Genomic DNA, 22,976 nt, shown 5'->3' with positions numbered 1-22,976 from the left:
AACCTCTAACACGCTGGCCTGTAAGCCGTTGTTCCGTGTCAGTGGAGGCGCAGTATAGGGATTTTCTGACGGCTGACAAGGGCTAATTTAAAAAAGATGTTTGAGTGCCGTTTTTTTATCCAAAAGTGTTTCAGAGAGCGAGTTTTTCGAGCTTTTCAAACCCGTATCGCTGTAAAACGGGCATTAATTGTACTGCTTGTTCCGTAATATCCATGCAGTAAGCGATATTACTGTCTGTAGAAAAAGCTTCTGGCGATTCATTCTCTAACAACCAGACTGTACGACGAGCAATAGCGGCTCCGGAATCAATGAGTCGGGTCCCCTCTGGCAGTACCTGCTGCAGCTCTTCACTGATAAGAGGGAAGTGCGTGCATCCCAGCACAACCGTATCCGGCGGCTCCTTCATACGCAGCCAGGGCTGCAAAATCCGTTTCACCTCTTCTATAGCAACCGGCTTGCCGTGCAGTTTGGCTTCCGCCAGCTCCACCAGCTCTGCTGAACCCAGCATCTCTGTTTTGCACTCGCTGCCAAAACGGGCCACCAGCTCATGGGTATAAGGACGCTTTACCGTACCGCGAGTCGCCAGCAGGCCCACGATACCGTTACGGGTTAAACGTGCTGCAGGCTTGATGGCAGGCACCACCCCCACCACAGGGAAGGAGAAACGTTCGCGTAATGCAGGCAGGGTCACCGTGCTGGCCGAGTTGCAGGCAATCACTACCAGCGCCAGAGGATGACGAAGCGTGACTGCCTCAACGATGGACACAACCCGTTCAACGATAAACTCTTCCGACTTTTCACCATAAGGAAAGGCAACATTATCGAAAGCGTAGAGATAATGGAGATCCGGCAGGAGCTTGCGGATCTCATCATAGACTGAAAGCCCACCGACGCCGGAGTCAAAAACCAGCACGGTGGGGCGCAGATTAGAAGGTGTAACTGCCGTTGAGGTAGTATTCCCGTCCAGGGGTTTCATAGCCATACACTGTCTCGTAGTCTTTATCGAACAGGTTGGCAATTCTACCACGAACAGTCAGATGGGATGTGATCGGATACGACACGGCGAGATCCCAAAGGCTGACGCCGCCCATTTTCACCGTCCGCTCCGGATAAACGTTGAAATCTTTATCATAGCGCTGGCCGAGGTACTGATAGGTCACCGACCAGTCAAAGTCATAGACCGTCCAGTCGAGTTGGTACTTCACCTGCTGTTTCGCCCGGCGCAGTAAGATTTCATTAGTTGCGCCGTTACGCGGGTCCAGATAGTCGAAGGAGACTTCGTGGCTCAGCGGGCCGGTATCAAAGGAGGCCGTGGCTTCAACGCCCTTGATGGTGGCTTTTGAGATGTTGTAATAGCGGTAAGTCGTTGGATCGCTATCGACCAGATTATCGATGTCATTACGATAGCCGGAGATATGCCACGTAACCGGCCCGGTCAGTCCTTCAAATCCGGCTTCCCACTGCTTGCTCTCTTCCGGCTTCAGGTCATCGTTGCCGTAGAAGTTGCTGTAAAGCTGAGCCAGGTTAGGCGCTTTAAAGGCCGTACCGTAAGAAGCAATAAAGCGATAGCCTTCTACAAACTCCCAACCGGCGCTGGTCTGCCAGGTATTATGCCAGCCGAACTGGGAGTTATCGTCGCCGCGCACCGCGCCTTCAACGGTGAAATCACCGAGCCGCTGCTGCCCGGTCAGATACAGGCCGGTATTGCGTAGCTCGGTGCTGTTTGCCAGCGAACTGGTTCCCGGCTCCGTGGTTTCCTTCTGCCAGTCAACCCCGCCGCTGACGCCACCCTGCCCCACGGCGAACGTATTGCCCCACTGCACATTATACTGTTTGCTTTCATCCAGCGTGGTTGCGGCACTGTAGCGCCCCAGGCGCGGATCGTAGTTGTAATCCTTGACGTGGCTAATGCTGGCAACCAGCTGCGATGAGTAGATACCCTGATTAAAGCGCAGCCCGGTGTCCCAGGTCTGGCTGTAGAGCTGGCGCGTATCGACTAACGAACCCGGCACGGTATAACCGGAGCCACTGTCATAAGCGGTACGATTATCAAAGCCGTAACCGCGCACAAAACCGCTGAACTGCTCGTTAAACTGGTGGTTCAACGCGCCGTATAGCGTTTTGCTCATAAAGCCGTCGCGATCCGGCTGGGCTGGGCCATAGTCGTTTGGATAGCCTGCCTTCACGTCAAAACCGCGGGTGTAGGTGTAATCCCCGGCCAGCGTAACCTGAGTATTTTCGCCCAATTTCTGCTGGGTAGAGCCGTTATAATTCTGGTAGCTGTTTGAACCGACCCCGGCTTCCAGCGTCGTGCCTTCGCCTTCGCGCGTGGTAATAATGTTAACCACGCCGCCGATAGCATCGGAACCGTAAACCGCAGAGCGGGCACCGCGGATATATTCAACACGCTGCACCAGCGCCAGCGGGATCTGGCTGATATCCGCAGAGCCGGTGATGCCGGCCTGATTCAGCCGGATGCCGTCAATCAGTACCAGCACATGATTAGAGTTAGTGCCGCGAATAAACAGACTGGTTTTTTGCCCCAATCCCCCACTCTGCACGGAATCAACGCCGGGCAAACGACGCATGACATCGCTGAGGCTTTTCGCCTGCCAGCGATCGATTTCAGCACGGGTAACAACAGTGGTCGGCGCGAGCACCGTATTAACCGGCTGCTGAAAGCGGTTCGCCGTCACAACCTGAGTTTCTTCACTATCCTGTGCAAAGCCATACTGCGCCCAGAGTGCAATTGCCGTTGCGCTAAAGGCAAACAGCGATTTATTCATTTTTATCATTGATAGAGCATCCAAAAAACCAGCAGGATGCCGCAGGCTTACGATCGATAGCACGCGATGATCGTAATAATGCGACGTTAATCCGGCAGGTCTTCGGGCTCAGTGTCGTAAAAGGCAAAGACTTCCCATCGTAAGACAGTGTCTGCTTGCGCGATTGCCATGACATTCTATACCGCTGCGCGTCAGCTCCAGATTTTCACTGGATTCCCTTTTAACTCATGGGGAGGCCGGAAAGCGCATTTTAGGTACAACTGAATTAGAAGTCCAGACAGCTGGACATCCATAATGGCAATTCGTTCACAACGCTGGACATCAGATGTGGAATCCCTACAATCGCCCGGCTATCTCCGCCAAACATCCAGGAATCACTATGACGCCCGAACAGCTGCCCGTTGAACAGTATGAAGATCAGCTTGCCGAAAAGGTAACCCGCCTGACGTCGATGATGTCGGCCTTTAACGCGCCCGAAGTTGAAATCTTTCGTTCGCCGGTCAGCCACTATCGGATGCGTGCGGAATTCCGCGTCTGGCACGATGGCGATGACCTCTATCACATCATCTTCGATCAGCAGACGCGCGAGCGGATCCGCGTTGACAGCTTCCCGGCCGCCAGCGAGCTGATTAACCGCCTGATGCCGAGGCTGCTGGCTACGCTGCGCGAAACGCAGGCACTGCGCTTCAAGCTGTTCCAGATTGATTATCTTTCTACGCAAAGCGGTCAGGTTGTGGTCTCCCTGCTGTATCACCGTAAGCTGGATGAAGCCTGGCAGCAGGCCGCAGAGCAGCTGCGCGATGCGCTGCGTGCAGAAGGGTTTAATCTGCATCTGATTGGCCGCGCCACCAAAACGAAAATCTGCCTCGATCAGGATTTCGTTGATGAATGCCTGACGGTGGATGGCCGGGAGATGATTTACCGCCAGGTCGAAAACAGCTTTACCCAGCCGAACGCCGCCATGAACGTTAAAATGCTGGAGTGGGCGCTGGATACCACCCGCAACTCAAGCGGCGACCTGCTGGAACTGTACTGCGGCAACGGCAACTTCTCGCTGGCGTTGGCGCGTAACTTTCGGCGGGTGCTGGCGACCGAAATCGCCAAGCCTTCCGTCGCTTCGGCCCAGTACAATATTGCGGTAAACCAGATTGATAACGTGCAGATCATTCGCATGGCGGCGGAAGAGTTCACGCAGGCGATGAACGGTGAAAGAAGTTTTAACCGTCTGGAAGGGATCGATCTGAAGAGCTACGAGTGTGAAACCATCTTTGTGGATCCGCCGCGCAGCGGTCTGGATGAGGAGACGGTGAAAATGGTGCAGGCCTATCCGCGCATCCTTTATATCTCCTGCAATCCTGAAACGCTGTGCAACAACCTCGCCACGCTGTCGGCCACGCATGAAGTGACGCGACTGGCGCTGTTCGATCAGTTCCCGTATACCCATCATATGGAATGCGGCGTACTGCTGACCCGGCGTTAAAACAGTCAGGGCGATCATTTGATCGCCCTGAAAATCAGCTGCCCTTACGCACCCGCCATCTGCTGACGATCCAGAACACCACCGCCACCATCAGGATGGTCGGGATAAAGTTCGAACCGATATCGGGATACTCCGCCCGCACCATCGCACTATATAGCAGAATCCCCAGCAGGAAGAATCCGGCGGCCAGCGACGGCATACCGTCCGGCATTGGACGATTCAGGTAGCGCTGATGCAGGCTCCAGGCGGCAAGCCCCAGCGCAATAATCGGGAACATTGAAAAGGGGACAATCGAACTGAAAAGTACTGAAAAACTGCCGTTAATGGCAAGTCCGGTCAGAAACGCCAACAGCAGCGTTCCTTTATCTCTGCCTGAAGCTAAACTCATGTCTCCACCTTTTTAATCGTTGGATGCCAGCGTCACAGCGAGTCTTTCCTGCTCGCGGCGATACCAGTAATATGCCCCTTTCGAGATCATACGCAGCTGCAGCACCAGCCTTTCCTCAAGCTGACGACGCTGTCCGGCATCGATATCCAGTGCTTCCGCACCGGCGTTAAACACAATGATGACCATCGCTTCCGCCTGCGCTTCGGTAAAGCTGCGCGGCATGCGATTTTCCACTTCCAGATAATCCGCAAGCTCGGCGATAAAATGCTGTATTTCGCGGGCTACGGCAGCACGAAAGGCGGCGGATGTCCCTGAGCGTTCACGCAGCAACAGACGAAAGGCATTGGGGTTATCACCGATAAATTCCATAAACGTCGACACGGAAGTCCGGATGACGCTGCCACCTTTGGCAATACGCTGGCGCGCCTGGCGCATCAGTTGACGAAGCATTAAGCCGCTTTCGTCTACCATGGTTAATCCCAGTTCATCTACATCACGAAAGTGACGATAAAATGACGTCGGGGCGATCCCCGCCTCTCTGGCCACCTCGCGCAGACTCAGGCTGGCAAAGCTACGCTCGGCACTTAACTGGCTGAATGCCGCCTCGATAAGTGACCGCCGTGTACGTTCTTTTTGCTGCGCTCTGACGCCCATTTTTGTGCCTGTTTAGCCTGCAAGTGGGCACTATAGCAAAAATTTCAGCGTACAGTGGGTCAAACTTTGTGACCGCCTGTTAACCTGGAAATTTGGCAAATGGTGGCAAAAAAAGCGGTAAGAATTGGGAAGTGGCCCGCTGGATGTTAGAATATCGTTGTAAAATTGTTTTATAAAATAGGACGTATTGGTATGCAACAGTCTTATGATTACGACGCCATAATTATTGGTTCAGGCCCGGGCGGTGAAGGTGCTGCGATGGGGCTGGTGAAACAGGGAGCGCGCGTCGCTGTGATCGAGCGCTACCACAATATCGGCGGCGGATGTACACATTGGGGAACGATTCCGTCGAAAGCACTGCGCCATGCCGTTAGCCGCATTATCGAGTTCAACCAGAACCCTTTGTATAGCGACCATTCACGTCTCCTCCGCTCCTCCTTTGCCGACATTCTCAACCACACCGAGAACGTGATCAGTCAGCAAACCCGTATGCGTCAGGGGTTCTACGAACGGAATCACTGTGAGATGTTCCAGGGGGATGCACGTTTCGTTGATGCCAACACCATTGAAGTCGAAAGCCCTGACGGCACCACCGAACGTCTGACCGCTGAAAAATTCGTGATTGCCTGTGGTTCACGCCCTTACCATCCGCCGGATGTCGACTTTACCCATCCGCGAGTCTATGACAGTGATTCCATCCTCAATCTCCACCATGAGCCGGGCCATGTCATTATCTACGGTGCCGGGGTCATTGGCTGTGAATATGCTTCGATCTTCCGTGGCCTCAACGTCAAAGTCGATCTGATCAACACCCGCGATCGCCTGCTGGCGTTTCTCGATCAGGAAATGTCAGATTCGCTTTCTTACCACTTCTGGAACAATGGCGTGGTGATCCGCCATAACGAAGAGTTCGAGAAAATTGAAGGGGTTGAGGATGGCGTGATTATGCATCTGAAATCCGGTAAGAAACTGAAAGCAGACTGCCTGCTGTACGCCAACGGACGCACCGGTAATACCGATTCGCTGTCGCTGGAAAATGTCGGGCTGAAGGCCGATGGCCGTGGACTGCTAAAGGTCAACAGCATGTATCAGACCGCACAGCCGCATATTTACGCGGTTGGCGATGTGATTGGCTATCCGAGCCTGGCTTCCGCAGCCTACGATCAGGGGCGTATTGCCGCACAGGCCCTGATGAAGGGCGAAGCCAACGCACACCTGATTGAAGATATCCCGACCGGTATCTACACCATCCCGGAAATCAGCTCCGTCGGTAAAACCGAGCAGCAGCTGACGGCGATGAAAGTGCCGTACGAAGTGGGCCGTGCACAGTTCAAGCATCTGGCACGCGCGCAGATCGTCGGGATGAACGTCGGCAGCCTGAAGATCCTGTTCCATCGCGAAACCAAAGAGATCCTCGGCATTCACTGCTTTGGTGAACGCGCCGCCGAGATTATTCATATCGGCCAGGCGATTATGGAGCAGAAAAACGGTGGCAACACGATTGAGTACTTCGTGAATACCACCTTTAACTACCCGACGATGGCCGAGGCCTATCGGGTGGCGGCGCTAAACGGCTTAAATCGCCTGTTTTAATCCGCCAATCATCACGCCCTGCATATGCGTTCGGATCGCCTCTGCCAGCTGTTCATAACGGCCGCGCAGGGGTGAACCCGGACGATACACCAGGGCGATGGTGCGCTGTGGCTCCGGCTTGTAACAGGGCAGATAACACACACCGTCACGCACCCGCTCTTTCGGTACCGCCAGCGCGGGCAACAGCGTAATCCCGCTGCCTGCCGCCACCATGTTGCGTAACGTTTCCAGACTGGTCGCGCGGAAATGCGTATCCTCATCGGCTCCTGCCTGGAAGCAGAAACCCATTGCCTGATCGCGCAGGCAGTGGCCATCTTCCAGCATCAGCAGCTTTTCACCGGCTAAATCAGACATCGGGACACGATCGCGATCGTGCCACGGGTGATCCTGATACACCGCCAGCTTCATCGGCTCATCAAACAGCGGCACTTCGATAAACGCTTCCGACTCCTTCACCAGCGCCAGGATGGCACAGTCCAGCTTACCGCTGTCGAGCTGCGCCAGCAGCTGCTGCGTTTGCGCCTCGTGCAGGTACATCTCCAGCTTGGGAAACGTTTTGTGCAGCGACGGGATAATCTGCGGCAGCAGATAGGGGCCAACGGTCGGGATCAGGCCAATATGCAGCGGACCGGACATCGCCTCGCCCTGCTGGCTGGCCATCTCCTTCAGCACCTTCACTTCACGCAGAACGGTACGCGCCTGATCCACCAGCAGAAGCCCGGCCTGGGTGAACAGCACTTTACGGCTGGTGCGCTCAAGCAGCATCACGCCCAGTTCATCTTCCAGCTTGCGGATCTGCCCGCTCAGGGTCGGCTGGCTGACATGACAGGCATCCGCTGCACGACGAAAATGCCGATGCTCCGCCAGTGAAACCAGATACTCAAGATCACGAATATTCATCTTATCCTCCAGACCATGATAGTCCATGGCGATAGATAGGATAGCAATCAACGATTAGCCCTATCAACCCTCGATCACAATAATGTGTCCGTACACAAATAGCACACCCGAAAATCTAACGATGAGGTCTTTATATGTTTGCAAGTCAGGAAGGTAAATCCATCCCGCAGGTCACTTTTCACACGCGTCAGGGCGACAGCTGGGTCGATGTCACCACTGATGAGCTGTTCAAAGACAAAACCGTGATCGTTTTTTCACTGCCCGGTGCTTTTACACCAACCTGTTCGTCCAGCCATTTGCCGCGCTACAACGAGCTGGCCGGCGTGTTTAAAAGTCACGGCGTGGACAGTATTCTCTGCGTGTCCGTTAACGACACCTTTGTGATGAACGCGTGGAAGGCCGATCAGCATGCCGAGCACATCAACTTTATTCCCGACGGCAACGGTGATTTCACTCGCGGTATGGAAATGCTGGTAGAGAAAGCCGACCTCGGCTTCGGCCCGCGCTCATGGCGCTATTCAATGCTGGTACGCAACGGCGTGGTGGTCAAAATGTTCGTTGAGCCAAACAAACCGGGCGACCCGTTTGAAGTCTCCGATGCCGATACCATGCTGCGCTATGTGGCACCGGAATTTAAGGTGCAGGAATCCGTATCGCTATTCACCAAGCCCGGCTGCCCGTTCTGCACCAAAGCCAAGCAGATGCTGCTGGATCGCGGTATTCAGTATGAAGAAATCGTGCTGGGCCAGGATGCCACCACCGTCAGCCTGCGTGCGATGACCGGCCGCGCCACCGTGCCTCAGGTGTTTATTGGCGGGCGCCATATCGGCGGCAGCGATGACTTAGAGACGTTTTTTGCCGCCTGATCAACTGAGTGATTGAGTGCTAAAGCAGCCGGTCAGCATCGTCACGGTAATCGTCATATCTTTCCGGCCGCGAAGCCCGTAAAAAAAGCCGCTACCTGATAAGGCAGCGGCTTGTTTATTTCTCAGCGCTGAGCAGTAGCTAAACGCCGTTGTGATTATCAGCCCAGACGCTGTTTCGCTTCGGTAATTGCCAGCGAAACCTGATGCGGGGACACGCCGCCTTTCGCATTACGCTTATCCAGGCAGGACTGCAGCGACAGCACCGGATAAACGTCATCGCCAATCACGCTGCTGAACTTCTGCAGGTCGGCAAGCGCCAGCGCTTCCAGCGCCACGCCCTGATTGATGGCTTCCACTACCGCTTCACCAACGATATGGTGCGCTTCGCGGAACGGTACGCCTTTCGCGACCAGATAATCCGCCAGCTCGGTAGAGTTCGCATAGCCCTGCTCTGCCGCTTCCTGGCAGCGCGGACGTTTTACCTGGATGCCATCCAGCACCAGCGTCGCCATGTGCAGGCAGTCGTACCAGGTATCCAGCGCGTCAAACAGGCCTTCTTTATCTTCCTGCATGTCTTTGTTGTACGCCAGCGGCAGGCCTTTCAGCGTCATGCTCATGGCGGTCAGTGCACCCTGTACGCGGCCCACTTTGCCACGGATCAGCTCCAGCGCATCCGGGTTTTTCTTCTGCGGCATCAGTGAAGAGCCGGACGTCACACGGTCGGACAGCTCAACGAAGCCCGCTTCGCCCGTGTTGAAGAAGATCAGGTCTTCAGCAAAGCGCGACAGGTGGATCATACCGATCGAGGCATCGGACATCAGTTCCAGTACGTGGTCGCGGTCAGATACGGTGTCCAGGCTGTTGCGGGTGGCGGAGGCAAAGCCTAACCAGCCCGCCAGCTGCTCGCGATCGATTTCATAGGCGGTACCCGCCAGCGCACCACAGCCCAGCGGGCTGACGTCCAGGCGCTTCAGCGTATCCTGCAGACGGCTTTCGTCGCGGGCCAGCATTTCAACGTAGGCCAGGCACCAGTGTGCAAAGGTCACCGGCTGCGCACGCTGCAGGTGGGTATAACCCGGCATCACCGCGTCCTGATTCGCTTCGGCGGTGGCCACCAGCGCCTGCTGGAACTGGCGAGTCGCGGCCAGCAGTTCACTGACCTGCAGTTTGCACCACAGCTTCAGGTCGGTAGCGACCTGATCGTTACGGCTACGGCCGGTGTGGAGTTTTTTACCCAGCGCGCCGACCTTATCGATCAGTTTGCCTTCCACCCAGCTGTGAATATCTTCGGCGTCGCTTTCCACAATTTGCTGCGGATTCGCGCGCACTTCTTCCAGCAGAATATTCAGCGCGCTTTCCAGCTGCTGCTGCTCTTCTGCGGTTAATACATTGACCGTCACCAGCGCTTTGGACCAGGCAACGGAACCGGTAATGTCCTGTTCTGCCAGACGATAGTCGAAGCGCAGTGAGTCATTAAACAGTTTGAAACGTTGATCTGCTGCCTGCGTAAACCGTCCACCCCAAAGTGCCATGCTCAGTACTCCATTCAGAAATTATGCAAGAGGCGGCACGGGTGCCGCCCCTGGGAAATCTTGCAGGGGACGAGGCACGCCTCGCCCACCGCAACAGATTACTTTTTCTCGTTCAGCGCGCGGATGCGTGAAGAGAGGGAGAACAGACGGATAAAGCCGCCCGCGTGACGGTGATCGTACACTTCGTCTTCGCCGAAGGTGGCGAACTCTTCAGAGTACAGGCTGTTAGCGGATTTCTTCTGAATCGCGGTCACCTGGCCTTTGTACAGCTGCAGCACCACTTCGCCGTTCACTTCTTCCGCCAGCGCTTCTGCGGATGCCTGCAGAGATTTACGCAGCGGGGCGAACCAGCGGCCATCGTAAACAACGTAGGACATTTCCAGGCCCAGTTGCTCACGCCATTTGAAGCTGTCACGGTCAAGAACCAACTGCTCAACGGCACGCAGCGCGTTAACCATGATAGTGCCGCCAGGGGTTTCGTAGCAGCCGCGAGACTTAATACCGACCAGACGGTTTTCTACGATATCGATACGACCCACGCCGTGACGCGCACCGATCGCATTCAGTTTGTCCAGGCAGCCGAACGGCGTTAACGCTTCACCGTTAACCGCTACTACGCGACCTTTCTCAACGACAATCGTTACCTGTTCAGGCTGGTCCGGGGCTTCCAGCGGATCGACGGTCCACACCCAGCAATCTTTGTTCGGTGCGTTCCACGGGCTTTCCAGCACGCCGCCTTCGGTAGAGATGTGCCATGCGTTTTCATCACGGCTGTAGATTTTTTCCAGCGACGCGGTGGTCGGGATATTGCGCTCTTTCAGATAGTCCAGCAGCGCTTCACGGGAACGCAGGTTCCACTCACGCCATGGCGCAACCACTTTCAGCTGTGGAGCCAGCGCGGTGTAGGTGGTTTCGAAACGGACCTGGTCGTTACCTTTACCGGTCGCGCCGTGGCACAGCGCGTCTGCGCCTACTTTCAGCGCCAGCTCAACCTGCGCTTTAGCGATGATTGGACGCGCCATAGAGGTACCCAGCAGGTAGGTGCCTTCATACAGAGCGCCGGTTTGCAGCACCGGATAAACGTATTCGCTGATGAACTCTTCACGCAGGTCAACCACATGGCACTCAGACGCACCGGACTGCAGCGCTTTTTGCTCAACGCCTTCCAGATCTTTACGCTCCTGGCCGATATCCGCCACGAAAGCCACCACTTCACAGCCGCCGTAGTTCTCTTTCAGCCATGGAATAATCGCTGAAGTATCCAGGCCGCCGGAGTAAGCCAGTACGATTTTTTTGATGCTTTTGTCTTGCATGATGATTCCTTGAAAACGTTTCTAATTAAGCGAGGATACGGGTGCCAATGGACACGCCGTTAAATAAGGTTGGCAGCTGTTCAGCATGACGCCAGCTGGCGATGTCCACCGGGCGGCCCAGGGTACGGGCGGCATCCAGCGCGGCATTCACCTTGACGATCATTCCATCGGTAATCACACCGTCGGCGATCAGCTGCTCGGCTTTTTCAGCCGTCATCTCTTCAATACGCTGCTTATTGGCATCGAGGATCCCGCTCACGTCGGAGAGCAGAATCAGATCGGCACCCAGCGTCGCGGCCAGCGCCGTCGCAGCCTGGTCGGCATTGACGTTCATCAGCAGGCCATCCTGGGTGATGCCAATTGAGCTGACAACCGGCAGGAAACCTGCACCCAGCAGCGTGTTAATCAGCACCGGTGAACCCGGGGTAGCCTGTCCCACATGACCAAGTTCTTCATCAAACTGAGCAACATTAACACTTCCGCCGTCGCCCAGACACAGGCCAACGGCATCAATACCGTGTTTTTTCGACCAGGCTAACAAAGTTTTGTTAGCGGTACCGGCAAGCGCACCGGTAATGATGTCGATCTGATCGGCAGGGGTCACGCGCAGGCCATTTTTCTTTTTCACCGGCAGGGACAGCTTGCTCATCAATTCATCCACCAGACAGCCGCCGCCGTGCACAATCAGCAGCTGACGCGAATGGGTAGCACGATAGCTCACCAGCGCATCGAACAGACGCTCCAGCGCCTCTTCACTATCCAGCAGCACACCACCCAGTTTGATAATTAACGGATTGGTCATCAGAGAGTAACTCGCTTTAAAAATGTGACTACGTTGCAGAATGCGGTTATGTTCACTTTGGCTGTCCAAGCCAAATGGTGGAAAAATTATCGGTTTCCATCCGCACGACGATAATGTATTTTTATTCACTATTACTGCATGAATATTGATACTATCCTAACTCAAGGACTGTCAACAGTGAAGACAAAATTACCACCTTTTATTGAGATATACCGCCAGCTGATCGCTACGCCATCAATCAGCGCCACCGACAGCGCGCTCGATCAGAGTAATGAAACTTTAATCAATTTGCTTGCGGGCTGGTTCCGCGATATCGGCTTCACTGTTGAAGTTCAGCCCGTTCCCGGCACGCGTAATAAATTCAATATGTTAGCAAAAAGCGGCCTCGGTGCAGGCGGACTGCTGCTGGCCGGTCATACTGACACCGTGCCGTTCGACGACGGCCGCTGGACGCGCGACCCGTTTACCCTGACCGAGCACGACAACAAACTGTACGGGCTGGGCACCGCCGACATGAAAGGCTTCTTTGCCTTCATCTTAGATACGCTGCGTGAAGTTGATGTGTCCGCGCTGAAAAAACCGCTGTATATCCTGGCAACGGCGGATGAAGAAACCACCATGGCCGGTGCCAAGTTCTTCTCGGAAACCACCAGCCTGCGCCCTGACTGCGCGATCATCGGCGAGCCAACGTCGCTGAAGCCGGTGCGCGCCCATAAGGGTCACATCTCCAACGTGATCCGCATCCAGGGTCAGTCCGGCCACTCCAGCGATCCGGCACGCGGCGTTAACGCCATTGAGCTGATGCATGAATCCATCACTCAGCTGATGGAGCTGCGTAACACGCTGAAAACGCGCTACAACCACAGCGGCTTCGCCATCCCTTACCCCACCATGAACTTGGGCCATATCAACGGTGGCGACGCAGCAAACCGCATCTGCGCCTGCTGTGAGCTACATATGGATATCCGCCCGCTGCCGGGGCTGACGCTGAGCGATCTCGACGGCCTGCTGAATGACGCACTGGCGCCGGTGAGCGCACGCTGGCCGGGCCGTCTGACGGTCGGTGAGCTGCATCCGCCGATCCCAGGCTATGAGTGCCCGCGTGAACATCAGCTGGTGCAGGTGGTGGAAAAACTGCTCGGCACCGAAACCGAGGTGGTGAACTACTGCACCGAAGCGCCGTTTATCCAGGAAATCTGCCCGACGCTGGTCTTAGGCCCGGGTTCGATTAACCAGGCGCACCAGCCGGATGAATTTATCGATACGGCATTTATCAAACCGACCCGCGAATTGATCGCCCAGGTCGTGCATCATTTTTGCTATCACTAAGGTGAGAAATGGGGCAATCAACTGCAAAAACAGCTGTTTGCCTCTGATTTCGATTATTCGGGACGATAAGAATAACTTATCTCGCTCCGGTGTAATTAAATTTCATAAATTCTCGCTATTTAGCGGCACGATCCGGCAAATTTAAGTCAATTGACGAATGGTTATTAACGTGGCTAGATAAAAGGCTGCGTTATACCCACAAGGGTGAAATAAAGTTACAAGTACAAGAAAGAGGGTGTCAGGGGTCATATGAACGAACAATATTCCGCAATGCGAAGTAATGTCAGTATGCTCGGCAAGCTGCTCGGGGATACCATCAAGGATGCACTGGGAGAGAACATTCTCGATCGGGTGGAAACTATCCGTAAGCTCTCTAAGTCATCACGTGCGGGAAATGATGCCCACCGTCAGGAGCTGTTATCCACGCTGCAAAATCTGTCCAACGATGAGCTGCTGCCTGTGGCGCGCGCGTTCAGTCAGTTCCTGAATCTGACCAACGTTGCCGAGCAGTACCACACCATTTCGCCGAAAGGTGAAGGGGCAAACCATCCGGAAATGCTGGCGAAAACCTTTGAACGCCTGAAACAGCAGCCGGACCTGACCGAAGCTAACATTCGCGAGGCGATTGAATCCCTGTCGCTGGAATTAGTTCTGACCGCTCACCCAACGGAAATCACCCGTCGTACGCTGATCCACAAACTGGTTGAGGTTAACAACTGCCTTAAGCAGCTGGATCACAACGATCTTTCTGACTATGACCGCGCGCAAATCATGCGCCGTCTGCGCCAGCTGGTTGCCCAGGCCTGGCACACCGATGAAATTCGTAAATACCGCCCGTCACCGATTGATGAAGCCAAATGGGGCTTTGCGGTAGTCGAGAACAGCCTGTGGGAAGGCGTACCGAACTTCCTGCGTGAGTTAAACGAGCAGGTCGAAGAGTCCTTCGGCTATACGCTGCCGGTTGATTTCGTGCCGGTGCAGTTCACCTCCTGGATGGGCGGTGACCGCGACGGTAACCCGAACGTGACCGCCGATATTACCCGCCACGTGCTGCAGCTGAGCCGCTGGAAAGCCACCGACCTGTTCCTGCGCGATATCGCCGTGCTGATCTCCGAGCTGTCGATGTCCGAATGTACGCCGGAAGTGCGCGAGCTGTGCGGCAACCCGGAAGCGCTGGAGCCGTACCGTGAGATTATGAAAAATCTTCGCAGCCAGCTGACCAGCACCCAGGCCTACCTGGCACGCCGTCTGAAGGGCGAGCGTTTACCGCGTCCGGCAGATCTGCTGATCTCCAACGATCAGCTGTGGGAACCGCTGCACACCTGCTACCAGTCACTGCAGGCCTGCGGTATGGGCATTATCGCCAACGGCCAGCTGCTGGACACCATGCGCCGCGTGAAATGCTTTGGCGTTCCGCTGGTCCGTATCGACCTGCGTCAGGAAAGCACCCGTCATACTGAAGCTATCGCTGAAATCACCCGCTATCTGGGCCTTGGCGACTACGAAAGCTGGTCAGAATCCGACAAACAGGCCTTCCTGATCCGCGAACTAAATTCTAAACGTCCGCTGCTGCCGCGTAACTGGGAGCCAAGCGCCGACACCAAAGAAGTGCTGGATACCTGCCGCGTGGCCGCCGATGTGCCAAAAGGTTCGATCGCCGCTTACGTTATTTCGATGGCGAAAACACCGTCCGACGTGCTGGCCGTCCACCTGCTGCTGAAAGAAGCCGGTATTCCTTACACCATGCCGGTTGCTCCACTGTTTGAAACCCTGGACGACCTGAATAACGCTAACGACGTGATGACCCAGCTGCTGAATATCGACTGGTATCGCGGCATTATTCAGGGCAAACAGATGGTGATGATTGGCTATTCAGACTCCGCGAAAGATGCGGGTGTGATGGCCGCCAGCTGGGCACAGTACCAGGCCCAGGACGCCCTGATTAAAACCTGTGAGAAAGCCGGGATTACCCTGACGCTGTTCCACGGACGCGGCGGCAGTATCGGCCGTGGCGGCGCGCCTGCGCACGCTGCCCTGCTGTCTCAGCCTCCGGGCAGCCTGAAAGGCGGCCTGCGCGTCACCGAACAGGGCGAGATGATTCGCTTTAAGTTTGGCCTGCCGGAAGTCACCATCAGCAGCCTGTCGCTGTACACCGGTGCAATTCTGGAAGCGAACCTGCAGCCACCTCCGGAGCCAAAAGCCGAATGGCGCAGCATCATGGACCAGCTCTCTGATGTGTCCTGTAAAATGTATCGCGGCTACGTGCGCGAGCACGCTGACTTCGTGCCTTACTTCCGCTCGGCGACGCCTGAGCTGGAGCTGGGTAAACTGCCGCTGGGTTCACGTCCGGCCAAGCGCCGCCCGACCGGTGGCGTAGAGTCGCTGCGCGCCATCCCGTGGATCTTTGCCTGGACACAGAACCGCCTGATGCTGCCAGCCTGGCTGGGTGCCGGTGCCGGTCTGCAAAAAGCAATGGAAGAAGGCCATCAGGAGCAGCTGGAAACCATGTGCCGCGACTGGCCGTTCTTCTCAACCCGCCTGGGGATGCTGGAGATGGTGTTCTCGAAAGCGGACCTGTGGCTGGCGGAATACTACGATCAGCGTCTGGTGGATGAATCCCTGTGGCCGCTGGGCAAACAGCTGCGTGACCAGCTGGATTCCGATATTAAAGCGGTACTGACCATCGCTAACGACTCGCATCTGATGGCCGACCAGCCTTGGATTGCCGAATCTATCGCGCTGCGTAACGTCTACACTGACCCGCTGAACGTGCTGCAGGCTGAACTGCTGCACCGTTCGCGCCAGCAGGAAGCCAACGGTGGTGAAGTGGATGCGCACGTTGAACAGGCGCTGATGGTCACTATCGCCGGCGTGGCGGCAGGTATGCGTAACACCGGCTAGGTTGCATGGGCGGGGGATCCCGCCCGATATGTACATCGCCGATCGAAAACAGGACGCTTAGCGTCCTGTTTTTTTTGGGTATTTTCCGGCGGTCTTATCAACCCACGCTGGCATTCACACCGGGACGAACGCCGAGCGTATGGCAAATCGCATAGCTCATCTCCGCGCGGTTCAGCGTGTAGAAGTGGAAGTCTTTCACCCCTTCACGGCTCAGGATCTTCACCATATCCATCGCAATATTCGCCCCAACCATTTTGCGGGTTTCGGCATCATCATCCAGCCCTTCGAACATGCTGGTCATCCAGCCCGGCACGCGCACGTTGGTCATGGTGGCAAAACGCTGCAGCTGCTTGAAGTTTGATACCGGCAGGATCCCCGGCACGATCTCAACATCAATCCCGGTGGACACGCAGCGGTCGCGGAAGCGCAGGTAACTTTCCACATCAAAGAAGAACTGGGTAATCGCCCGATTCGCACCGGCATCGATTTTACGCTTCAGGTTAATCAGGTCGGCCTGGGCACTTTTTGCTTCAGGATGCACTTCCGGATAGGCCGCAACGGAAATATCAAAATCCCCCACCTCTTTCAGCAGCGCCACCAGGTCAGCGCCGTACATTTCAGGCTTGCCGCTGCCCGGAGGCAGATCGCCACGCAGGGCAACGATATGCCGGATTCCGTTATTCCAGTAGTCCTGCGCGATAGTACGCAGCTCTTCGTGGGTGGCATCGACGCAGGTCAGATGCGGTGCGGCTTCCAGACCGGTACGATCCTTAATGCCTTTAATGATGCTGTGGGTGCGGTCTCGCTCGCCGGAGTTGGCCCCATAGGTGACGGAGACAAACTTCGGCTTCAGGCTGCTCAGGCGATCGATAGAGCTCCAGAGGGTATTTTCCATTTCAGCGGTGCGCGGCGGGAAGAACTCAAAGGAGACATTAATCTGCCCGTTGATCTCGGCCAGACTCTGGTTCAGTGCTTCGCGCTGATTTGCATGGAAAAAACTCATACCCGTTACCTCATCGATCGCTGTTGATTCTGCTGCCGCCGTTAAACGTCTATCCATTTAGACGTCCAGACATTCAAAATGACGGAAATTGTACATTCAGTCAACAGTTAAATGATGACCTGCCGTGACAAATTATCAATGAAGATGAGGGAAATTCATGATGCGAACGGAAGTGATATTTAGCGGCTCAGTTCGGCGGGATAACAGGGGAGTCACCCTTCTTTATCCAGCTTTGCAGGCATCCATGCCTGCTTGAGTTCTTTCATTCAACAGAACGTTCTGATGACATTCAGCCATCAGCCATCAGCCCGCTGCTAACGCTACAGCAGCTGCGCCAGCCGGTTCAGATCCGACTGAATCGCCCCGGCGGTCACGTCGCGACCGGCACCGGGACCGCGGATCACCAGCGGGTTATCACGATACCAGCGGCTTTCAATGGCGAAGACGTTATCACACGGCAACAGCGCGGCGAGCGGGTGATCGGCACGGACGGCCTCCACGCCCACGCGGGCCTTGCCGTTGGCATCAAAGCGCGCCACGTAGCGCAGCACCAGCCCCATCTCCTGCGCCGCTTCATAGCGCTGCAGCATCTGTTCGTTGAGGTCATCGCCGTTTTCGAAGAAATGGTCAACGGAGCCTGCCTGGCAGCCCGGCGGAACCAGCGATTCCACGCGAACCTGATCCGGTTCGATGTCGTAACCGGCTTCACGCGCCAGGATCACCAGCTTGCGCATCACATCCTGCCCGGACAGATCGACGCGCGGATCCGGCTCGGTCAGTCCCTGCTGCCACGCCTGGTCCACCAGCTCGGTAAACGGCACCGTGCCGTCAAACTGCAGGAACAGCCAGGAAAGCGTGCCGGAGAAGATCCCGCTGATCGCCAGGATACTGTCGCCGCTTTCACGCAGGTCACGCACCGTATGATTCACCGGTAGCCCGGCTCCCACGGTGGCGTTATACAGCCACTGACGCCCGGTTTTCGCGAAGGCATCACGGATTTGACGATAGGCGTCGCTGCTTGATGCGCCTGCCACCTTGTTCGCACCGATAACATGGAAACCGTAGCTGGCAAAATCCAGATACTGCGCGGCCAGCGATTCACTGGCGGTCACGTCCAGCACCACCAGATCGTCAAACGGGTGCGCCCGCATCCACAGGAACAGCGATTCCTGATCCTGCTCTACCGCTTCCTCTTCAAAGAAAGCCAGCGCCCGACTGGCTTCCAGCCCGTCGTAGCTCAGCAGGCTGCGGCGGCTGTCCACCACGCCCGCCAGAATAAATTCAAAACCGGTACGCGCGGAAAGTGTTTCCTGCTCGCGAGCGAACAGTTCCAGCCAGCGTGAACCGATATTGCCTTTGCCAAACAGCACCAGACCGATGCGCTTCTCCGCACGGAACAGCGTCTGATGCAGGCCGCGGATCAGATGCTCGGTTGGGCCAACACGCAGCACCGCCACCAGGCTAATGCCCTCTTCCGACTGCCAGATAAACTCGACCGGCTGGTCTTTCATCTGCTGCCAGAATCGATGGCTGTGTAGCGGATTACGACACACGCCCGCCCCAACCATCGCCACCAGCGCCATCCCTTCGCGCAGCTGTAAGCGCCCCGGCAAAGCCGCATCCTCCAGCAGCGTTAACGCACTGTTGACGACTTCTGAGGTGTAACACAGTTGAAGCAGATTGCGATCGGGGTGAACTCCCGTTGCCAGCGGGCGAACCTGGGCACGTTTGAGCAGATGGTCGATTTCCTTATGCACCTTGGCGAAGTCATGGTGCGCAGGAACATGGAACTCAATCAGACAAACATCATCATGGCTGGTCACAATGCGCGCCCCGGTCCCGGAGGCCAGAACGCGTTCAATACGGGTTGAGCCCTGTTCAGGCTGATAGCTACAGCGCAGCTGCAGATCGATATCGCTGTTGGATACCGGCTGCAGGGTACGCGTGTGCAATACCGGCGCGGCGAGACGTGCCAGCTCGCTGGCCTCATCCAGACGCAGCAGCGGCAGCAGGCAGGCATCCTTCACTTTGCGCGGGTCGGCGCTGTAGACGCCGGCCACATCGCTCCAGATCGTGACCCGCGACACGCCGGCCAGCGAACCAATCTGGGTTGCGGAATAGTCACTGCCGTTACGCCCCAGCAGTACCGTTTCACCGGCATCGTTGGCGCAGATAAAGCCGGTGACCACCAGGCGCTGAGAAGGTCGTTGGGCGATAAGCTGCTGAAGCAGCAGCAGGGATTTGCCTTCATCCACCTGCGGCTGCGCGGCGCGTTCGGCACGCAGGAAATCGCGCGCATCCAACCAGCTGGCATCAATGTCCCGCTGCTTCAGAACGGCCGACATCAGCCGTGCTGACCAGATTTCACCGTGCCCGACCACTTCCGCATAAACGACATCGTTGATGACGCCGTCGAGCAGCGCGGCCAGTTTTTCCAGATCGTGAATAAATTCAGCAATGAGCGGGTCGGCGGTTTCCGGCGGTAACAGGCTACTAATCAGCTCGCTCTGATAACGACGCAGAGCCTGCTGTACCTGGTGCGCAGACAGTCGATCGTTCTGACTCAGTTTCAGCCAGCTGATCAACTGGTTAGTGGTGCTTCCCGCCGCAGAAACAACCATCAGGTCGCCCGGCTGGCTGTACTCCGCCATAATACCGGCAACGCGCTGATAGCATTTGGCATCCGCGAGGCTACTGCCACCAAATTTGTGCAACTGCCGTGAACTGCCCACCTCTGCCACTGCTGAATGACTCATGCTTACCTCTTGGCCGCAATCTGGAATGCATTATCCAGATCGGCGATTAAATCTTCGTGATCCTCAATTCCCACCGAAATACGCAGCAGCGTTTCGGAAATACCTGCCGCGGCACGGGCTTCTGCCGACATTCCGGCATGCGTCATCGTTGCAGTATGCGATATCAGGCTTTCCACGCCGCCCAGCGACTCCGCCAGGGTAAACAGCTCCAGCGCCTTGAGGAAACGACGCAGCGTTGCTTCATCGCCATCAAACTCAAAACTTAACATCGCACCAAAGCCTTTCTGCTGCTTCACGGCAAACTGATGTCCTGCGTTTTCCGGCAGAGAAGGATGATACAACTTTTTCACCAACGGTTGTTGTTTCAGATACTCAACAATCGCCAGTGCATTACGCTGTGCTGCGGCGATGCGTGGGCTCAGCGTACGCAGGCCGCGCAGCAGCAGGTAGCTGTCGAACGCCGCGCCGGTCACGCCAATGTTATTCGCCCACCACGCCAGTTCCGTGGCATGCTGCGGATCTTTGGAAATCACCGCACCGGCAACCACGTCAGAGTGGCCGTTGAGGTATTTAGTACAGGAATGGATCACCAGGTCCGCGCCCAGCGCCAGCGGATTCTGCAATGCCGGGCTGAGGAAGGTGTTATCCACCACGCTGATCGCACCGGCTTCTTTCGCCGCCTGACAGATCGAGGCAATGTCCACCACGCGCAGCAGCGGGTTGCTCGGACTTTCAACCAGTACCAGCTTCGGTTTCTCAGCCAGTGCGGCCTGCAGCGCAGCTTCATCGCCCTGATCGACAAATTTCACGCGATAGGCACCGCGCTTGCTCAGGCTGTCAAACAGACGATAGCTGCCGCCGTAGCAGTCATGCGGCGCCACCAGCAGATCGCCCGGCTTCAGGAATACGGTACAGACCAGGTGAATCGCCGCCATACCGGTATTGGTCAGTACGGCACCCACACCGCCTTCCAGCTCTGCCAGCGCACGCTGCACCACATCACGGGTCGGATTTCCACGGCGCGAATAGTCGTGTGCGCGCGGCTCGTTGAAATCGAGAAAGTTATAGGTGCTGGAAAGGTGAATCGGTGGGACAACGCAGCCATATTGCTCGTCATCATTCAATCCGCTGCGTACTGCGATGGTTGCCTGTTTACGCGTCATGGTGCATAAATTCCTGCTGAAGAGAAAGAAGGGCTATAGAGTAAACAGGGCAGCTATAGACGTCAATACATCTGGACATCTAAATGTCTTTGCGTATAGATTGAGCAATGGGCCAATAACCGCTAAAATCATGCCGATATCCCTTACAGAAAGTTGTGTTATCGCAGTGTGATACACACCAACTTCGGGCATAATTGGCCGAATTTCGGCATAACTCCTAATTTTGATGATAATGACTAAGGTAACCCATGGCTGAATGGAACGGCGAATATATCAGCCCTTACGCTGAACACGGCAAGAAGAGCGAACAGGTTAAGAAAATCACGGTTTCTATTCCGTTGAAAGTTCTTAAAATTTTGACCGATGAGCGCACCCGTCGCCAGGTCAATAACCTGCGTCATGCCACCAACAGTGAGCTGCTGTGTGAGGCATTCCTGCATGCCTTCACCGGTCAGCCTCTGCCTGATGATGTGGATCTGCGCAAGGAACGTAGCGACGAGATCCCTGAAGAAGCAAAAGCAATTATGCGCGAAATGGGCGTCGATCCCGACACCTGGGAGTATTAATTCGCCGCAAACAGCTCGGTTATTCGGTCGAGCACCTGATGGATAATCGGGTGCCCGGCCTGCCCCGGCTGCCAGATGGCGACCATCGTATGCACTATCCCGCCTTTTCCCATTTCGGTTGCCACCCGCTCAATCTGACTTTGCCTTCCCTCCAGTACGTGGACGGGTAGAAAAGCCCAGCCTGCGCCCTTCTTCAGCAGAGATTCCAGCAGCACAGCGTCATTTACAAACTGCACGCGATCGGCAATCTGCAGGCGACGCGCCAGGGAGTCATCCAGACTTTTATTCGGGATCAGTTGATTGCAGGCCGCCAGCGACAGTTGGCTCACGGGCCGATGCGCGAACAGCCCAGGGCTGGCATAAACCCCCATTTCGATGCTGCCCACCGCGCGCCATTTAAAGCGCTCGCTGACGGATTTATTCACCGCCTGATAGATGCCAATGTCGCTTTCGCCATTTTGCAGCGCCTGCTCGGCGTCCTGGCGATCCTGATAGCAGAGATTCAGCTGTATCCCCTGCCGATGACATTCCTCCGCCAGCGTGGCCAGCAGCGCACGCGGCGTGAAAATGTCGTAGCTGAGGGTCAGCGTATGCGGCGGTTGTTTCTGCTGCTGCATAGCCAGATAACTGAACGCCTTAGCCTCGTGTAAAAACAGCCGGGCCCGACGATAAAGCAGGCTGCCGCGCTCGGTCAGCGCAAACGGCCGACAGTGGCGATCGAACAGCGTATAGCCCAGATCCAGTTCCAGATAGTCCAGCAGTTCGCTGACGGTGGTGCGGTCTTTGTTCATCCGCTTAGCGGCATGCGTAATGCTGCCGCACTCCACCACGCAGGCAAACGCTTCGATTTGCGCCAGTGAAAAAGTCATAGCCGTAAGCTCCCTGCTTAAAAAATACCGAGGGGGAAAATCCCTCAGTTGCTGACTCTTTCCTTTTGTACGCGC

General features: G+C 55.9%; 18 protein-coding genes and 1 riboswitch. Of the genes, 6 read left to right on the top strand and 12 right to left on the bottom strand.

Annotated features, from left to right (window positions below):
* Window positions 1–130 precede the first annotated feature (130 nt).
* Window positions 131–982, bottom strand: a complete 852-nt coding sequence (gene murI, locus EC836_RS23155) for a glutamate racemase (protein ID WP_123337589.1) — start codon at window positions 980–982, stop codon at window positions 131–133.
* Complete coding sequence (gene btuB / locus EC836_RS23150) at window positions 927–2,795, bottom strand: TonB-dependent vitamin B12 receptor BtuB (protein WP_123337587.1); 1,869 nt, start codon at window positions 2,793–2,795, stop codon at window positions 927–929. Before btuB ends, murI begins: the two co-directional genes overlap by 56 nt.
* A gap of 66 nt (window positions 2,796–2,861) precedes the next feature.
* A riboswitch (cobalamin riboswitch) is annotated at window positions 2,862–3,042 on the bottom strand.
* Window positions 3,043–3,165: 123 nt separating this feature from the next.
* On the opposite strand from btuB, the gene trmA reads away from it, so the two are divergent.
* Complete coding sequence (gene trmA / locus EC836_RS23145; RefSeq protein WP_123337585.1) at window positions 3,166–4,266, top strand: tRNA (uridine(54)-C5)-methyltransferase TrmA; 1,101 nt, start codon at window positions 3,166–3,168, stop codon at window positions 4,264–4,266.
* 34 nt (window positions 4,267–4,300) lie between these two features.
* On the opposite strand, the gene EC836_RS23140 is transcribed toward trmA, so the two are convergent.
* Both EC836_RS23140 and fabR read right to left on the bottom strand, forming a co-directional pair.
* Window positions 4,301–4,654 (bottom strand): YijD family membrane protein, encoded by a 354-nt coding sequence (locus tag EC836_RS23140; RefSeq protein ID WP_123337583.1) that lies wholly within the window; start codon window positions 4,652–4,654, stop codon window positions 4,301–4,303.
* 12 nt (window positions 4,655–4,666) lie between these two features.
* Window positions 4,667–5,308 carry an HTH-type transcriptional repressor FabR gene (gene fabR, locus EC836_RS23135; protein ID WP_105594510.1) on the bottom strand — a complete coding sequence of 214 codons (642 nt, stop codon included), beginning with the start codon at window positions 5,306–5,308 and terminating at the stop codon, window positions 4,667–4,669.
* Between the two features lie 192 nt (window positions 5,309–5,500).
* Here fabR and sthA point away from each other — a divergent pair, with 192 nt between their 5' ends.
* Window positions 5,501–6,901, top strand: coding sequence for a Si-specific NAD(P)(+) transhydrogenase (gene sthA, locus EC836_RS23130; RefSeq protein WP_105594520.1), 1,401 nt, complete (start codon window positions 5,501–5,503; stop codon window positions 6,899–6,901).
* Here the strand turns inward: sthA and oxyR are convergent.
* Complete coding sequence (gene oxyR / locus EC836_RS23125) at window positions 6,884–7,801, bottom strand: DNA-binding transcriptional regulator OxyR (RefSeq protein ID WP_105594509.1); 918 nt, start codon at window positions 7,799–7,801, stop codon at window positions 6,884–6,886. The two genes, sthA and oxyR, sit on opposite strands and share 18 nt — an antisense overlap.
* A 134-nt stretch (window positions 7,802–7,935) precedes the next feature.
* Here oxyR and EC836_RS23120 point away from each other — a divergent pair, with 134 nt between their 5' ends.
* Window positions 7,936–8,667, top strand: coding sequence for a redoxin family protein (locus EC836_RS23120; RefSeq protein WP_123337581.1), 732 nt, complete (start codon window positions 7,936–7,938; stop codon window positions 8,665–8,667).
* A gap of 158 nt (window positions 8,668–8,825) precedes the next feature.
* Here the strand turns inward: EC836_RS23120 and argH are convergent, their stop codons facing one another.
* The 3 genes from argH to argB form a co-directional block, all read right to left on the bottom strand.
* The gene (gene argH / locus EC836_RS23115; protein WP_123337579.1) at window positions 8,826–10,199 is read right to left on the bottom strand and encodes an argininosuccinate lyase; all 1,374 of its coding nucleotides are present in this window, start codon (window positions 10,197–10,199) and stop codon (window positions 8,826–8,828) included.
* Window positions 10,200–10,297: 98 nt separating this feature from the next.
* A complete protein-coding gene (locus EC836_RS23110; RefSeq protein ID WP_123337577.1) occupies window positions 10,298–11,512 on the bottom strand; it encodes an argininosuccinate synthase in 1,215 nt (404 codons plus the stop codon).
* 25 nt (window positions 11,513–11,537) lie between these two features.
* Window positions 11,538–12,314, bottom strand: coding sequence for an acetylglutamate kinase (argB, locus tag EC836_RS23105; RefSeq protein WP_123337575.1), 777 nt, complete (start codon window positions 12,312–12,314; stop codon window positions 11,538–11,540).
* Window positions 12,315–12,491: 177 nt separating this feature from the next.
* Between argB and argE the strand changes: the two genes are divergently transcribed.
* Together argE and ppc are read left to right on the top strand one after the other, a co-directional pair.
* Window positions 12,492–13,643 carry an acetylornithine deacetylase gene (argE, locus tag EC836_RS23100; RefSeq protein WP_123337573.1) on the top strand — a complete coding sequence of 384 codons (1,152 nt, stop codon included), beginning with the start codon at window positions 12,492–12,494 and terminating at the stop codon, window positions 13,641–13,643.
* 249 nt (window positions 13,644–13,892) lie between these two features.
* Complete coding sequence (gene ppc, locus EC836_RS23095) at window positions 13,893–16,544, top strand: phosphoenolpyruvate carboxylase (protein WP_123337570.1); 2,652 nt, start codon at window positions 13,893–13,895, stop codon at window positions 16,542–16,544.
* A 97-nt stretch (window positions 16,545–16,641) separates the two neighbouring features.
* Here the strand turns inward: ppc and metF are convergent, their stop codons facing one another.
* From metF to metB, 3 genes are all read right to left on the bottom strand, one after another.
* Window positions 16,642–17,547, bottom strand: a complete 906-nt coding sequence (metF, locus tag EC836_RS23090; protein ID WP_123337568.1) for a methylenetetrahydrofolate reductase — start codon at window positions 17,545–17,547, stop codon at window positions 16,642–16,644.
* A 320-nt stretch (window positions 17,548–17,867) separates the two neighbouring features.
* Window positions 17,868–20,303 carry a bifunctional aspartate kinase/homoserine dehydrogenase II gene (locus EC836_RS23085; protein WP_123337566.1) on the bottom strand — a complete coding sequence of 812 codons (2,436 nt, stop codon included), beginning with the start codon at window positions 20,301–20,303 and terminating at the stop codon, window positions 17,868–17,870.
* 2 nt (window positions 20,304–20,305) lie between these two features.
* Window positions 20,306–21,466, bottom strand: a complete 1,161-nt coding sequence (metB, locus tag EC836_RS23080) for a cystathionine gamma-synthase (RefSeq protein WP_123337564.1) — start codon at window positions 21,464–21,466, stop codon at window positions 20,306–20,308.
* Window positions 21,467–21,714: 248 nt separating this feature from the next.
* Between metB and metJ the strand changes: the two genes are divergently transcribed.
* Complete coding sequence (gene metJ, locus EC836_RS23075; RefSeq protein ID WP_013200201.1) at window positions 21,715–22,032, top strand: met regulon transcriptional regulator MetJ; 318 nt, start codon at window positions 21,715–21,717, stop codon at window positions 22,030–22,032.
* Here metJ and EC836_RS23070 read toward each other — a convergent pair.
* On the bottom strand, window positions 22,029–22,901 hold the full coding sequence (locus tag EC836_RS23070; RefSeq protein ID WP_123337562.1) for a LysR family transcriptional regulator: 873 nt from the start codon (window positions 22,899–22,901) through the stop codon (window positions 22,029–22,031). The two genes, metJ and EC836_RS23070, sit on opposite strands and share 4 nt — an antisense overlap.
* Window positions 22,902–22,976: the final 75 nt, after the last annotated feature.

It is taken from the genome of Erwinia sp. JUb26 (assembly GCF_003751505.1).
Taxonomy (GTDB): domain Bacteria; phylum Pseudomonadota; class Gammaproteobacteria; order Enterobacterales; family Enterobacteriaceae; genus Erwinia.
Note: the sequence above shows the minus strand (reverse complement) of the source record. Positions and strands in the feature narration are given on the sequence as shown.

Coding starts and splice junctions, on each gene's coding strand:
- metB (WP_123337564.1), bottom strand. CDS start 21,466: ATGACGCGTAAACAGGCAACCATCGCAGTACGCAGCGGATTGAATGAT.
- trmA (WP_123337585.1), top strand. CDS start 3,166: ATGACGCCCGAACAGCTGCCCGTTGAACAGTATGAAGATCAGCTTGCC.
- metJ (WP_013200201.1), top strand. CDS start 21,715: ATGGCTGAATGGAACGGCGAATATATCAGCCCTTACGCTGAACACGGC.
- ppc (WP_123337570.1), top strand. CDS start 13,893: ATGAACGAACAATATTCCGCAATGCGAAGTAATGTCAGTATGCTCGGC.
- EC836_RS23110 (WP_123337577.1), bottom strand. CDS start 11,512: ATGCAAGACAAAAGCATCAAAAAAATCGTACTGGCTTACTCCGGCGGC.
- sthA (WP_105594520.1), top strand. CDS start 5,501: ATGCAACAGTCTTATGATTACGACGCCATAATTATTGGTTCAGGCCCG.
- EC836_RS23085 (WP_123337566.1), bottom strand. CDS start 20,303: ATGAGTCATTCAGCAGTGGCAGAGGTGGGCAGTTCACGGCAGTTGCAC.
- EC836_RS23070 (WP_123337562.1), bottom strand. CDS start 22,901: ATGACTTTTTCACTGGCGCAAATCGAAGCGTTTGCCTGCGTGGTGGAG.
- metF (WP_123337568.1), bottom strand. CDS start 17,547: ATGAGTTTTTTCCATGCAAATCAGCGCGAAGCACTGAACCAGAGTCTG.
- murI (WP_123337589.1), bottom strand. CDS start 982: ATGGCTATGAAACCCCTGGACGGGAATACTACCTCAACGGCAGTTACA.
- argB (WP_123337575.1), bottom strand. CDS start 12,314: ATGACCAATCCGTTAATTATCAAACTGGGTGGTGTGCTGCTGGATAGT.
- argH (WP_123337579.1), bottom strand. CDS start 10,199: ATGGCACTTTGGGGTGGACGGTTTACGCAGGCAGCAGATCAACGTTTC.
- btuB (WP_123337587.1), bottom strand. CDS start 2,795: ATGATAAAAATGAATAAATCGCTGTTTGCCTTTAGCGCAACGGCAATT.
- EC836_RS23140 (WP_123337583.1), bottom strand. CDS start 4,654: ATGAGTTTAGCTTCAGGCAGAGATAAAGGAACGCTGCTGTTGGCGTTT.
- fabR (WP_105594510.1), bottom strand. CDS start 5,308: ATGGGCGTCAGAGCGCAGCAAAAAGAACGTACACGGCGGTCACTTATC.
- EC836_RS23120 (WP_123337581.1), top strand. CDS start 7,936: ATGTTTGCAAGTCAGGAAGGTAAATCCATCCCGCAGGTCACTTTTCAC.
- oxyR (WP_105594509.1), bottom strand. CDS start 7,801: ATGAATATTCGTGATCTTGAGTATCTGGTTTCACTGGCGGAGCATCGG.